General features: G+C 51.2%; 10 protein-coding genes. 4 read left to right on the top strand and 6 right to left on the bottom strand.

Going from position 1 to position 13,250, the window contains the following annotated elements; all coding sequences use genetic code 11:
* The first annotated feature begins 88 nt into the window (after positions 1 to 88).
* The gene (gene lolA1 / locus F0L74_RS26310) at positions 89 to 757 is read left to right on the top strand and encodes an outer membrane lipoprotein periplasmic chaperone LolA1 (RefSeq protein WP_149840885.1); all 669 of its coding nucleotides are present in this window, start codon (positions 89 to 91) and stop codon (positions 755 to 757) included.
* A gap of 187 nt (positions 758 to 944) precedes the next feature.
* Positions 945 to 2,351: a dihydrolipoyl dehydrogenase gene (gene lpdA / locus F0L74_RS26305; RefSeq protein WP_149840884.1), complete on the top strand. Its 1,407-nt coding sequence runs from the start codon at positions 945 to 947 to the stop codon at positions 2,349 to 2,351.
* Between the two features lie 141 nt (positions 2,352 to 2,492).
* Here the strand turns inward: lpdA and F0L74_RS26300 are convergent, their stop codons facing one another.
* The gene (locus F0L74_RS26300; protein ID WP_188316170.1) at positions 2,493 to 5,315 is read right to left on the bottom strand and encodes a S8 family peptidase; all 2,823 of its coding nucleotides are present in this window, start codon (positions 5,313 to 5,315) and stop codon (positions 2,493 to 2,495) included.
* Between the two features lie 473 nt (positions 5,316 to 5,788).
* Between F0L74_RS26300 and F0L74_RS26295 the strand changes: the two genes are divergently transcribed.
* Positions 5,789 to 6,628: a M57 family metalloprotease gene (locus tag F0L74_RS26295; protein WP_149840882.1), complete on the top strand. Its 840-nt coding sequence runs from the start codon at positions 5,789 to 5,791 to the stop codon at positions 6,626 to 6,628.
* Positions 6,629 to 6,707: 79 nt separating this feature from the next.
* On the opposite strand, the gene F0L74_RS26290 is transcribed toward F0L74_RS26295, so the two are convergent.
* Together F0L74_RS26290 and F0L74_RS26285 are read right to left on the bottom strand one after the other, a co-directional pair.
* The gene (locus F0L74_RS26290; protein WP_149840881.1) at positions 6,708 to 7,607 is read right to left on the bottom strand and encodes a class I SAM-dependent methyltransferase; all 900 of its coding nucleotides are present in this window, start codon (positions 7,605 to 7,607) and stop codon (positions 6,708 to 6,710) included.
* 148 nt (positions 7,608 to 7,755) lie between these two features.
* Positions 7,756 to 9,300: an acyl-CoA mutase large subunit family protein gene (locus F0L74_RS26285; protein ID WP_149840880.1), complete on the bottom strand. Its 1,545-nt coding sequence runs from the start codon at positions 9,298 to 9,300 to the stop codon at positions 7,756 to 7,758.
* Between the two features lie 223 nt (positions 9,301 to 9,523).
* Between F0L74_RS26285 and F0L74_RS26280 the strand changes: the two genes are divergently transcribed.
* Positions 9,524 to 10,396, top strand: coding sequence for a M23 family metallopeptidase (locus F0L74_RS26280; RefSeq protein WP_188316169.1), 873 nt, complete (start codon positions 9,524 to 9,526; stop codon positions 10,394 to 10,396).
* A gap of 173 nt (positions 10,397 to 10,569) precedes the next feature.
* On the opposite strand, the gene F0L74_RS26275 is transcribed toward F0L74_RS26280, so the two are convergent.
* The 3 genes from F0L74_RS26275 to F0L74_RS26265 form a co-directional block, all read right to left on the bottom strand.
* Positions 10,570 to 11,100, bottom strand: a complete 531-nt coding sequence (locus tag F0L74_RS26275; protein WP_149840878.1) for a DUF7935 family protein — start codon at positions 11,098 to 11,100, stop codon at positions 10,570 to 10,572.
* Positions 11,101 to 11,161: 61 nt separating this feature from the next.
* A complete protein-coding gene (locus F0L74_RS26270) occupies positions 11,162 to 12,301 on the bottom strand; it encodes a pyridoxal phosphate-dependent aminotransferase (RefSeq protein ID WP_213087084.1) in 1,140 nt (379 codons plus the stop codon).
* A gap of 216 nt (positions 12,302 to 12,517) precedes the next feature.
* On the bottom strand, positions 12,518 to 13,225 hold the full coding sequence (locus F0L74_RS26265; RefSeq protein ID WP_246197914.1) for a DUF4397 domain-containing protein: 708 nt from the start codon (positions 13,223 to 13,225) through the stop codon (positions 12,518 to 12,520).
* Positions 13,226 to 13,250 lie beyond the last annotated feature (25 nt).

Raw genomic sequence — 13,250 nt, 5'->3', positions numbered from 1 at the left:
GAGGGCCCAGGCTAATTATTAACATAATTTTAAGTCAGCGAACTGCTAACTTGCACAACATTTGACTGGAAAACTTAAACAAGCTATAATGAAGAAAATTGTATTAATAGGTATGTTGATAGGTGCTGTGGCATTGAACGGCATGGCTCAGACCCGCGCCGGTCAGGGACAGAACGACCCAAAAGCAAAATCTATTCTGGATAATGTAAGCAAGAAATTCCAATCCTTTAAATCCGCCGTGGTGAATTTTGTGCTGAAGGTACAGGGCGGCAATAACAGCGTGAACGACTCCCAGAAAGGCACTGTATATATGAAAGGCGCTAAATATAAGGTGAGCCTGAACGGCCAGGATATCATCAGCGATAATAAAACTTCCTGGACATATGCCAAGGACGTGAACGAGGTGACTATCAACAATGTAGACCAGAACGCAGGCGCAATTACGCCGGCAAAACTGTTCACCAATTTCTATGATAAGGACTTCCTTTACCGCCTGGATGGGGAAACCACGGAAAAAGGCAAGACCTACCAGAACATTGAGCTGACGCCTACAGATAAATCCAAGAACTTCTTTAAAGTGATCCTGTCTGTAGACAAAAAGAGCCAGAGTGTAGCCCGGATCAAGATGTTTGAGAAAAACGGCAACCAGTATACCTACGAGGTGACCAGCTTTACGCCTAATGCAGCCGTAACAGACGCCACCTTTACCTTCGATGCCAAGAAATATCCGGGTGTTGAGGTAGTAGACTTACGATAATATACCGTCTCCTATAGATATATATGTGCTAACAGGTTGATAATAATCTGTTAGCACATTTTTTTTGCCCAAACATCAAGGGTTAGTATATCAGCAAATTTATTAATACATTAGCGCATCATCATATTAGCATATCAACACATTAATGCCTATCTTTGGCAAGTTTTTTAATCAAAATGAAAGCAATATGGCATACGACGTAATCGTAATTGGTAGCGGCCCCGGCGGATATGTGGCTGCTATCCGGGCTTCACAGCTGGGATTTAAAACGGCCGTGGTAGAGCGGGAGAATTTAGGCGGTATCTGTTTGAACTGGGGATGTATCCCTACCAAGGCATTGCTGAAATCGGCGCAGATTTTCGAATATATACAACACTCTAAGGATTACGGTATCTCTACGAGCGGCGCAGAAGCCGATTTCGCAGCCGTGATCAAACGCAGCCGCGGCTCTGCTGACAAGATGAGCAAAGGCGTGCAGTTCCTGATGAAGAAAAACAAGATCGATGTGATCCTGGGCAACGCTAAAGTAACCGGCAAAGGTCAGATCGAAGTAACTGATAAAGACGGCAAAACTGCCAAACACGAAGCAAAACATATCATCCTGGCTACCGGCGCCCGCTCCCGCGAGCTGCCTAACCTGAAAATAGATGGTAAGAAAGTGATCGGCTACCGCGAAGCGATGGTACTGCCTCAGCAGCCTAAATCCATGATCGTGGTAGGTTCCGGCGCAATAGGCGTGGAATTCGCTTATTTCTACGCTGCGCTGGGCACTAAAGTGACCATCGTTGAGTTCATGCCGCGTATTGTACCGGTAGAGGACGAAGACATCTCCAAAGAGCTGGAAAAGATCTACAAGAAGAAAGGCATTGAAGTAATGACCAACGCCTCTGTAGAAGCGGTAGAAAGTGCCGGTAACGGCGTAAAGGCAAAAGTGAAGACCCAGACCGGCGAGATCACCCTGGAAGCAGACGTGGTATTAAGCGCGGTAGGTATCACTGCCAACATCGAGAACCTGGGTCTGGAAGCCCTGGGCATCAAAACTGACAAAGGAAAGGTATTAGTGGATAAATACTACCAGACCAATATCCCGAACGTATACGCTATCGGTGATATGGTGCCTGGTCCGGCCCTGGCGCACGTAGCTTCCAAAGAAGCCATCGTTTGCGTGGAAGCCATCGCTCATAACGAGAAGAAGTACGCACACCAGCCTACGCCTATCGATTACAACAACATTCCTGGCTGTACTTACTGCTCTCCGGAGATTGCCTCTGTAGGTTATACTGAGAAAGCTGCCAAAGAAGCCGGTTACGAAGTTAAAGTGGGCAAATTCCCCTTCAGTGCTTCCGGTAAGGCAACTGCTGCCGGTACGACCGAAGGCTTCGTAAAAGTGATCTTTGACGCCAAATACGGCGAATGGCTGGGCACCCACATGATCGGCGCCAACGTAACAGAGATCATTGTACAAACAGTTACCGCACGTACCCTGGAAACTACTTACCAGGAAGTGCTGAACTCCATCCACCCGCACCCCACTATGAGCGAATCCGTGAAGGACGCGATCGAAGTGGCATACGGCGAAGCGATACACCTGTAAAACAGCGGTTAGCTATTAGCTTTTAGCTTTTAGTTGTGGCTGTTGATAGAATAGTAAGATTAAATTAAGAAGGGGTCTGTTGAATAAACAGGCCCCTTTTTTGTGTCATATTTTCCGCGTAGAACAGCTAAAAGCTAACCGCTACAACTTCACCCATTTCCGCACAAACACTTCCTTACCTCCTTCATACAACGCCAGCACATACACGCCTGGCGCCAGCCCGGCTACATCTATCGATTCCTGGGTGTTGGTCACGATCAGCCGGCGTACTTCGCGCCCGCTGATGTCTACAATACGGCATAATCTTTCTGTTGATGAGCGGCTTAAGAGCTGCAGGGTATTCGGTACGGGATTCGGATATAGGAAGAAGGCATTTTCGTCTGTCAGTATCACGGCGGATGCGGTATCAGAGAGGATCATACGCCCATCCGTGGTTTCCAGCCGCACGCGGTACAGGTTGATGCCCTGTTGCGGGCTATCGTCTGTAATGGTGTAATCCGTTACGCCACTGCTGACGGGCGTGGATTGTAAGGGCGTAAAGCTGCCTGCGGAGAGACGTTCCCACCAGATGGTGCGCAGGTTATACAGGCTGCCCAGGCTGAGGGCAAGTACTACGCGCTGGTTATCCTGCGGGTCTGCCAGCAGGGCGCTTACATAACAGCTAAGGCCCTGGTTGCGGTAGTCGAGGCCATTGGCCTGTACGCCGGTCCAGCCATCGCGGTGGATGGCGCTGATCGTAAACCAGGTACCACCCACAGTGGCTTTGGGAATAATGACGGAAGTATTATTGGTACGGGTATATACGCTCAGGTGAGTGCCGGTAAGGGCATACACTTCATAACCACTGGCATTGGGAATGGCGGGCCAGTACAGCATGGCGGAATCTGTGCAGTCAAAGCCAACATGCAGTTCCGGGGCGGGGGATACGTAGAACGCCTGGCTTACATAGGCTGTATCATTCAGCAGCATGCGCAGCCATACTTTCGAAAACACATCCGGTACCTGCCAGCTGTAAGTACCTTCTGCCAGGGATTGCCCCAGGATGATGGTATTCCAGCGAACGCTGTCCAGGCTATAATACAGGGTGCCGGTACCGGTGCGGGAGGTGGCCCAGCGGAGGGGGATGGTGCTGCCGGCGGCCAGTTTGGAGCCGGGGGCCGGGTTATCCCAGCGGAAATAGGAGCGGGGCGTATACTGGTACGAGATATAAAAAGGCTGCGGGCCCTGTGGTACGCTGGCGCCGCTGATGTGCACGCGGATCACGCCGGAAGGGTTATCGATGGTCACCTGTTCCGTATTGTTCAGCGTATCCCGGCCGCGGCGGGCGGGTGCCTGCAGGGAGTCTGCATCCGGGAAGCTGCTGAGGATCCAGGGCTCGTACCGGTTGCCCGCTGCGTTTGTTACCCATAGGTCCAGGTCATTTACCAGGGCCTTGGGCGCATTTTCTGCGGCGGGCGGGTCTGGCCAACCCAGGGTGATCTTTACCTGCCCGGTGCCTGCGGGCACGGTAAGGGCAATATCCTGGCCGCTGCCATTGGCAGCGCTGCCGCTGCGGAAACGTTGTTCCCGTACGGCATTGATGGCCAGCAGGGCGTTTACAGCCCCATATCCGCTGCTATAATCTACATGGGCGTTACCTATATCGTCTGCGCTGTTAATGAGGATGGTCTTGACTAAAACGGCCGGTGGGGTTTGGCCAAATTGCTGGCGGTAGGCGTCCTGTACCAGGGTGCTGATGCCGCTGGTGAGGGCGCTGGCATTGGAAGTGCCATCCAGCCCATAGGCTGCCAGCTCCGGTTTTACCCGTCCGTCGTAGGCGGGGCCTTTGGCGCTACCCACGGGCAGCAGGTTGCCGCCGTCTGTACCGCCGGCTACCAGCACATTCTTGGCTTGTTTGTAAGTGCCGGAGAGGTTGGCCCAGCCGGGTATACCGCTGTAAATGCCATCCGGTGCGGCCTGGTCGCCATCATTACCGGAGGAGAATACGTGCATCATGGTATCCATGGCTACGATCTGCTGGTCATAGGCCATGGCTTCCGCGCCATAGTAGTTCTCGATACCGGTGCCATAGGAGTGGTTCTGGAGGCGGATGCCCAGCCGTCCGTATACGGTGGCATCATCCGGTAACAGGTTCGCAAAATCGGAAGAGCTGAGGCGGGCCTGTGGAGCAGCGCCTTTTCCTTCCGGGCCGCTGTTGCCGGCGCCGGCGATGAGGGTGCCCATAATGGTGGCGTGTGAATCGATGATATCGGATGCCAGACCGGCATCGGCATACCGGCCGGTAAGGTCTGTATCTGCGGTGTCAAACAGGTTCTCTTTCAGGGATACCGTCATGTTAGCGCCCTGCAGGTTTGGATACAGCTGTTGTACGGTACTTACGCGGTTCAACGTCATATCATTGCCGCTGATGATGATCTCTGTTTTTGGCTGACGGATAGCGTCTGCGGAGCGTACCGCGGCCTGGGCGATAAACTGCGGCCAGTCCTGTTTACGCACCCGGGCTATGGCAAAACGTTTAGCCTGGATGCGCTGTATATGGCACCATTCCGGCAGGGCCAGGCTGGTATCCAGCGTTAGCTGCAAACGCAGGCTGTCGTGGTCCTTTAGCTTTTCCAATTGCCGCAGTAATTGATCGCTGCTCTTCCAGTTGTTGTTAGCGGGATAAGTATATACTACATTATGCAGCAGCGTAGTATCTGTGACAGGTTGCTGCAGGATAAAATATAAACGGTTGAGGACCTTTACGATACCATAGCGGTTAAGCGCTCCCGTACCGGGATACACGCGGAATCTGACCAGGTAAAACACGGCGTTATCTCCGCTGTCTTTAACGGCTTTTGTATTAATTAAATTAGCATATCGTTTTAAAAGCGTATCTGTTCCCGGTTGTTGGCGGGCGGAAAGCTGCAGGTGTAAAAACAGCAACAGCAGCACCAATAGTGATCTGGCGACGATGTGTCTCATGCTGATAATGTATCGCAGTGCGTTTATTAAAGCTAATGCAATTAGCGGTACCATTCAATTTTTATTGAGAGTGGCAAAAATGTTTTTTTTAAATTATGCGAATGTTGTAATATTGAAACGCAGAAAAATTTCAGCGATACATCAGACCAAAATCTAAATCGTCGAGCACAACAAAATCTGAATTGATCCGTTTTAGCACAAACTTTTAAGAGCGAATCCGTATGCCCTGAACCATATCCCGGACATCAATCTTTCAGTGGAAATTGAAGCTATCCTGGTGAGCACTAAGCCGTCATTTACTGTACTTCACCATTCATTTTTCACGCACACATATCAACGTAAAGATCACTACTATTCGTATGCGCCGGTATGCCGTGCGCTACCACGTTATCTATGGCCTTTATGATCCTATAACACACATATAAACTATGCATGAGCAAATCAAATCAATTCAAAACCCAAAATCCACATCTATGTTCAGACAAGTAACCCGCACGATTGCAGGCTGTCTCGTAGCTGGCGCCTGCTTCACAGCCTGTCAGAAAGAAAACAATGACGCCGTACAGCAACAACCGGCACAGGCGTCAACTGTTCCTCAGGAAGTATTACAGCAGATCACTAACAAAGGATTTAACATTGCCGGCGCCCGTAAGGTAGACGGCGGTTACCTGGTAGAAGGCGATATCCTGCTTTCTACACAGGACCTGGCAGATGTGCCTACCACGCCTAACCTGCGCATTGCGGAAGTAGAGCAGTACCGCACCAATAACCTGGTAACCGGCCTGCCCCGCGTGATCCGCGTACGCGTAACAGGCTTAGGTACCGCTTTTGTACAAGGCACAGACCTGGCTATTCAACGTTACAACAACCTGGGCCTGCGCATCACTTTCCAGCGCGTGACCAGCGGCACTGCCAACATTACCATCAGCGGTTTCTATCAGGGCCCCAGCGGTGGTTTCATTACCCTGGGCTCTTCCGGATTCCCCACCAGCAGCGGTAATCCTTACAGTTCTGTAAGCATGAACACGCACCCGCAGGCATACGGCTCTAACCCGAACGTAAACTATGTAGGCTCTGTAATTCAGCATGAAATAGGCCATTGCATTGGCTTCCGTCATACGGATTATATGAACCGCGCATTCAGCTGCGGCTCCGCCGGCGCTGGTAACGAAGGTTCTGCCGGTATAGGCGCTGTGCCCATCCCCGGTACGCCTACCGGTCCGGATGCAGCCTCCTGGATGCTGGCCTGTTCTAACGGTGGGAACCGTACGTTCAATGCCAATGATATCATTGCACTGAACTATCTGTATTAAGCACCAAAGCATACAATGAAAAAAGCTGATCGTCTTTTATATGTGTGGCGATCAGCTTTTTCTTTTTATTACTTACTTATTAGTTTTTCTTTTTTATCTCGTAGACGATAGAGCTGCAACGGTCTGTGTCCTTTAAGCCTTTACGGTAGGAGCGGAAACCATTGATGGCGCCCATCAGCATGCGGCTGCGGCCGGTCTTGTATTTCTCGCTCAGCAGGCTTACATAGAATGCGTCAAACACCATGGGGTGTTTTTTTACGATCTTAAGATGATGTTGTTCCAGCAGCTGCTCCATAGCGGTGGGAGAGAAGTGGTAGAGATGGCGGGGCACATCATAGGCGGCCCAATAAGCGCCATAATGCTCCGCATCCGGAGAGGTATAGTTAGGCACCGCTATCAGCAGGGCGCCGTCTGTTTTTAAAAGGGTATTGATCTGCTGCAGATAAGCATGTACTTCGTGCACATGCTCCAGCACATGCCACATGGTAATGGCGTCATAGCTGCCTGCGGGCAGGGAGAACAGCTGCTCTACCGGTTGCGCTTCTACCTTATAGAGGCTCAGGGCATTGCGGCGGGCCTGCTCGTCCGGTTCCAGGCCGGTGGCCTTCCAGCCGTTCTGTTGCATATAATGCAGGAAAGCGCCGGTGCCGGAGCCAATATCGAGCACACTGCCGTTTTTAAGACCGGTGGCGGCCTTTACCCAGTTATGTTTGGAACGCAGGGTGATCTTGCGTACGCTGTGATATAAACGGTTAATAAGTCCCTTGCGGGTCTCAGAATGGCTAATGTATTCCTGCGACTGGTAATACCGGCCAATACGGCCGCTGCTGGGCACATTCTGCGTAAAACGCCCGGCGCAATGGCCGCAGTGCCATATATCGAACTTCTCCCCGGATACGGTGTAATCCTGTGCTGTTAGTACTTCCCGGATATTGGACGACCCGCAGAGCGGGCAACTGTTGTAATAAATTAAGCGCATGGTGTAAAAATAGTAAAATAATGTGCTGATGTGCTAATGTGCTGATGTGCTGATGTGTGAATGATTTGATGGATGAATGTGGCAATGGCAAAATGTTTTAAAATCGTACCAAGCCATCAGCACATTAGCACATCAGCATATTAGCACATTACCGGTGTTCTCCCCATACCTTACGCAGTGCATCTGCTATCTCCCCCAGGGTGCAATAGTTTTCCACGGCGGTCACTACCAGCGGCATCAGGTTCTCTGTGGTACGGGCCTGCGCCTCCAGCTGCTGCAATAAGGCCTGCACCTGCTGGTTGTCCCTTTTGGCGCGTAATGCCTGCAGACGCTCTGTCTGTACTTTGCGGATGCTATCGTCTATCCGGAAGATCTCTGTGCCGCCCTGTTCTTCCATGGCGAACTTGTTTACGCCTACAATGATCTTTTCGCCGTTCTCTACCTGTTGCTGGTAGCGGTAGGCGCTGCGGGCGATCTCCTCCTGTACAAAACCCTGCTCTATAGCGCTTACTGCGCCGCCCATGGCGTCTATCTTCCCTATCAGCTCCCAGGCGCGGGTTTCCATTTCATTAGTAAGGGCTTCTACGTAATAGGAGCCTGCCAGAGGGTCTACGGTATCGGCTACACCGCTTTCATAACCAATGATCTGCTGCGTGCGCAGGGCTATACGGGCCGCTTCTTCTGTGGGCAGTGACAGCGCCTCGTCAAAACCGTTGGTATGTAAGGACTGGGTGCCGCCCATGGTAGCGGCCAGCGTTTGCACGGCCACCCGTACAATATTGTTATGCGGTTGCTGGGCGGTAAGGGTGCTGCCGCCGGTCTGCGTATGGAAACGCAGCATCTGTGCCTTGGTATCCGTAGCGCCCAGGGATTTGGTGATCTGTGCCCACATACGCCGCGCGGCGCGGAATTTGGCCACTTCCTCAAACAAATGGTTATGGGCATTAAAGAAAAAGGAAAGGCGTTGTGCAAACACGTTTATATCCAGCCCCTGGGCAATGGCGGCCTGCAGATATGCCTTACCGTTAGAGAGGGTAAAGGCCAGCTCCTGCACGGCATTGGCCCCTGCCTCGCGGATATGGTAACCGCTGATGGAGATGGTGTTCCATTTGGGTACTTCCCGGCTGCAATAGGCAAAGATATCCGTGATAAGCCGCATGGAGGGCTGGGGCGGGTAGATGAACGTGCCCCTGGCAGCATATTCCTTGAGGATATCGTTCTGGATGGTGCCGGAGAGTTGTTTCAGGTTAGCGCCCTGCCGTTTGGCCAGGGCTATGTATAAAGCCAGCAGGATGAACCCGGTGGCGTTGATGGTCATGGAAGTGGAGATCTGCTCCAGCGTAATACCATGGAACAGGCGTTCCATATCTTCTATGGAGTCGATGGCTACGCCTACTTTGCCTACTTCGCCCTCTGCCATGGGATGGTCAGAGTCGTAACCGATCTGCGTGGGCAGGTCAAAAGCAACGCTTAAGCCCATTACGCCCTGCTGTAACAGGTAATGATATCGCTGGTTGGATGCTTCCGCGGTGCTGAACCCGGCGTACTGCCGCATGGTCCAGAGTTTATCGCGGTACATGGAGGCGTGGATGCCGCGGGTGAAAGGGAATTGCCCTGGTAACTCCTGCATAGGTACCGGCTGCGTATATACCGGTTGTATGGAGATGCCGGCATCTGTAACGTGTTTTTCCATAAACAATGTTACATAATTTTGTTCTTTTGTAAACGGAATCGTTCTAATGTGCTAATATGCTGATGTGCTAATGTGCTGATGACTAATGCAGCGATCGTCTTCATCACATCAATCATCAATTCCATCAGCATATCAGCACATTAGCACATCAGAACATTATCTTATGTTTATTTACGGCATCTTATCATTAGCACTGGCAATTGCGTTATTTAGCCTGTTTCTCATGTTCACAGCCACCGGTAAGCCCTTCCGTTATGGCTGGTCCCGCTGCCTGTTAGCCCTGACCATGGGCGTTTTTGTGTACCTCTATGGCACGTGGGTATACCTTACGGTATATGCCAAGTATGTGTTTGGGATCTGTTTGCTGTTATGCCTGTTGTCCGCCTTTTTCCGCAAGCGGCGCGGCACGGCAAAAGCGCCAAAGCCATGGGCCAGGTTCCTTTCCCTGTTATGGTCCGGGATCTTTATTGTACTGTGTATCACCTATTTTACCGGTACTACCGGGCTGGAGCAAAAAAAGGTGGAGTTGGCCTTTCCGCTAAAGACCGGGCAATACTTTGTGCTGCAGGGCGGTAAGGGGCTGCCCACAAACCTGTTCCATTATAGCCTGCGCGGCGCTATCTACGCCATGGATATTGTGAAACTGAACAGCTGGGGCGGCAGGGCCGATAAGGTCTTTAGCCAGCGGCTGGAGGATTACGAGATCTTTAACGATACTATCTATAGCCCCTGCGCGGGACGGGTGTTGCGGGCGTATAGCGATAACCCGGATAACATCCCTCCCAATATGGACCGGGGGCCACAAAATACCAACCAGGTGCTGCTGGAAACAGATTCCAGCTATATTTTCCTGGCGCATATGAAAAAAGGGAGCGTAGTGGTGCATGAGGGCCAATGGGTGGTACAAGGGCAGGCCCTGGGTTGCGTAGGCAACTCCGGTTTCAGCTCAGAGCCCCACCTGCATATACAGGCCCATGCCAAAAGCGGTCCGGATGTGCCCTGGTACATGTGCCCGCCGCTGTATATCTCCTTTAACGGGAAAAGCTACCTGTTGTATGAGGTGATCCGGCCTAAACGGGTAGAAATGGTGGAGTAGGGGAATGAATTGAACGCTTTTACCCCGGGTTTGAACGCTTTTAATACGGGTAGTGAACGCTTTTAATACGGATTGCACACGGGTTGCATATAAGATAACCACGGTTGCAATAGCAATAAATAATAAAGCCGGGTACATGACGTATCCGGCTTTATTATTTATTGGTTTGACGTTTATTTCATGATCTTCTTTGCTTCTGCATTCAGGATCTGGGCGGCCAGCTCAGAAGGCGATTCGCCTGCCTGGAGGAAGATTTCCAGGATCTTTACATTCAGCTCGCGCGCCGGGGCGTCCTGCGGCAGCTGGGCAGACAGCTGGTTGATGAGGGTGATGATCTGCTCCTTCAACGTTTTTACGGTTTCCCAGGCAGCGGGGGATACATAGATCTGTTGGGCGATGTTATGATCAAATTCCGCTTTGATGGTGTGTACCAGGGAGATCTGCATATCCACCACTGTCATCTCCGGCGCATACAGGCGGCTGATAAGGCTTTGCGGGTTGATACGGTCTACCAGCAGCACCAGGCGCTCGTAGGCCTGCAGTTGCAGGGGCAGTACGGCGGCGCTGTTGCCGGTGGCGGGGCCGGAATTGCCGGTTTCCTCTTCTTTTTTGCCCTTTTTGCCCATCAGGTCCTTGATGGTCATATACACCAGCGCAATAGCGCCAATCGTAATTACAATGTAAAGCATTTGCTGGGTGCTCATCTATCTTCTATATTTTCACACAAATATATATAAATTTTAATGCAGGTATGTAAGAGATAGACTATTGCAGCTGTCCCAGGCCCTGCGCCATCCTTTTCATGCCTTCTTCCAGTTTTTCCATGGAATTGGCATAGGAGATACGGATACAGTTCCGTTGCTGGAACGCAGCCCCGGTCACCACGGACAGATGGGCTTTGTGTAACAGATACATACACAGATCGTCCGCATTGTTGATGGTGGCGCCTTCGAAGGACTTGCCAAAGAACGCGCTTACATCCGGGAACATATAAAAAGCGCCTTCCGGTTCTATTACCTTCAGGCCGGTGATGTTGGAGAGCGCGCCATAGATGAACGCCCGGCGTTTTTTGAACGCTGCCACCATGGCCATAGCGGAGCTAAGATCGCCGGTAAGGGCGGTAATAGCGGCCCGTTGGGTAATGGAGCAGGTAGCGGAGGTGAACTGGCTCTGGATCTTATCTGCTGCCTTGGCCAGGGCCGTCGGCGCAGCCAGGTAGCCCAGGCGCCAGCCCGTCATGGCAAAACCTTTACTGAGGCCGTTGATGAGGACAGTACGCTCTTTCAGATCGCCAAACTGCGCAATGCTTTCATGTTTGCCTACATAGTTGATGTACTCATAGATCTCATCTGCAATGATAAAGATCTGCGGGTGCCGGGCAAATACCTCTGCCAGCGCGGCCAGCTCCTCTTTGGAGTATACGGCGCCGGTAGGGTTGCAGGGGCTGGAGAACATGAACAGCTTTGTTTTGGGCGTAATAGCGGCTTCCAGCTGGTCCGGTGTTATCTTATATTTATTTTCTATGCTGCAGGGTACAAATTTTACTTCGCCCTGGCACAGTTTTACCAGTTCTGAGTAGGTGACCCAGTAGGGGGTGGGGATGATCACTTCATCGCCTGGGTCTACAATGCTCAGCACTGCGTTGGCAATGCTTTGTTTTGCGCCGGTGGATACAATGATCTGCTCCGGTGCATATTCCAGGTTATTATCCCGTTTGAGTTTATGTACCACTGCCTGCCGCAGGTCCGCATAACCGGCTACCGGCGTATAGTGGGTAAACCCTTCGTCAATCGCCTTTTTGGCGGCTTCCCTGATATGCGGGGGCGTATCAAAATCAGGCTCCCCTATACTCAGGTCTACAATGTCTATACCCTTGGCTTTCAGCTCCCGGGTTAGTTTTGCCATCTTGATAGTTTCTGGCTCGGATATCCGTGATAACCTTTCAGCGAGTTGTGTCATAAGATTAAAATGTAGGTTGACCGCGGCAAACCTACAGTTAAAATCCCGAAATGCAAGGCCGTATATAAAAATGCAGGCATACATCCGCGAAGGGGCTGGATACTGTATAAAAAAAGAGCTGCCCCGTAAGCGGGACAGCTCTTTATCTGGAAAAAAATATCATTAATAGTAGCTCACGGTATCGTCTATCCTCAGTTTCACTTTATCGTCGCTGCTACCTTTTAAGCCGGTAAGGAGGAAGGTAAATACGCCGCCTGCGCCTACGGTAAAGGCAGGATCATCGTTTTCAGCTATTACGGTATTGGTGCCTGCCAGCTTTACAACCAGCTTAGGGTTGCTCAGGGAGGAGGTCAGCGCGGTAAACCCGTTGCGGAAGCCGCCGCCAAATACTACGTTGCTATCTATCCTGGTATCATTCAGGTACAGATCTACTGCGTCTGTATTGGGGCTCATGTGGAAGAAACGGTAGTTGATCTTATCGCCCTTGGCGTCTGTAAAATCATCTTTTAAGGCAGTTACCCTTGCCGGGGTCTGGCCATATACTACGATGGTATAGTAGTTCAGTGAATCGTACTGGAAAGCGCTGGTGCTGCCTACGAGGCTGTCTCCGCCTGCTTTCTTGAAATCAAACATGTAAGCGCCGGCGTAGGGTTGGTGCAACAGGAGTTTGGTTAAGGAGAAGGCAGACTGGTTCAGTTTCTGCGTGCCGTCATAGATATCCAGGTCTGTGCCTACTAAACCATTAACAAACAGGATGTTAGCCGCTTGTCTTTGGGGCTGCGTATTGTCGTCTTTCAAACACGCGGAAAACCCGGTAATAGCGATCAGGGCAGCTGCCGCCCAGAAAAAACGATACTTTTTAGTCCTCATCACAACTGATAGTTTTTATTTGATT

It is taken from the genome of Chitinophaga agrisoli (genome assembly GCF_008386695.1).
Classification (GTDB): Bacteria; Bacteroidota; Bacteroidia; order Chitinophagales; family Chitinophagaceae; genus Chitinophaga; species Chitinophaga agrisoli.
The sequence above is the reverse complement of the archived record's forward strand: the minus strand, read 5'-3'. Positions and strand labels throughout refer to the sequence as shown.

Excerpts from the sequence above, each read along its gene's own strand:
- lpdA (WP_149840884.1), top strand. The coding sequence starts at position 945 with ATGGCATACGACGTAATCGTAATTGGTAGCGGCCCCGGCGGATATGTG.
- F0L74_RS26290 (WP_149840881.1), bottom strand. The coding sequence starts at position 7,607 with ATGCGCTTAATTTATTACAACAGTTGCCCGCTCTGCGGGTCGTCCAAT.
- F0L74_RS26300 (WP_188316170.1), bottom strand. The coding sequence starts at position 5,315 with ATGAGACACATCGTCGCCAGATCACTATTGGTGCTGCTGTTGCTGTTT.
- F0L74_RS26280 (WP_188316169.1), top strand. The coding sequence starts at position 9,524 with ATGTTCACAGCCACCGGTAAGCCCTTCCGTTATGGCTGGTCCCGCTGC.
- F0L74_RS26295 (WP_149840882.1), top strand. The coding sequence starts at position 5,789 with ATGTTCAGACAAGTAACCCGCACGATTGCAGGCTGTCTCGTAGCTGGC.
- F0L74_RS26285 (WP_149840880.1), bottom strand. The coding sequence starts at position 9,300 with ATGGAAAAACACGTTACAGATGCCGGCATCTCCATACAACCGGTATAT.
- F0L74_RS26270 (WP_213087084.1), bottom strand. The coding sequence starts at position 12,301 with ATGGCAAAACTAACCCGGGAGCTGAAAGCCAAGGGTATAGACATTGTA.
- lolA1 (WP_149840885.1), top strand. The coding sequence starts at position 89 with ATGAAGAAAATTGTATTAATAGGTATGTTGATAGGTGCTGTGGCATTG.
- F0L74_RS26265 (WP_246197914.1), bottom strand. The coding sequence starts at position 13,225 with ATGAGGACTAAAAAGTATCGTTTTTTCTGGGCGGCAGCTGCCCTGATC.
- F0L74_RS26275 (WP_149840878.1), bottom strand. The coding sequence starts at position 11,100 with ATGAGCACCCAGCAAATGCTTTACATTGTAATTACGATTGGCGCTATT.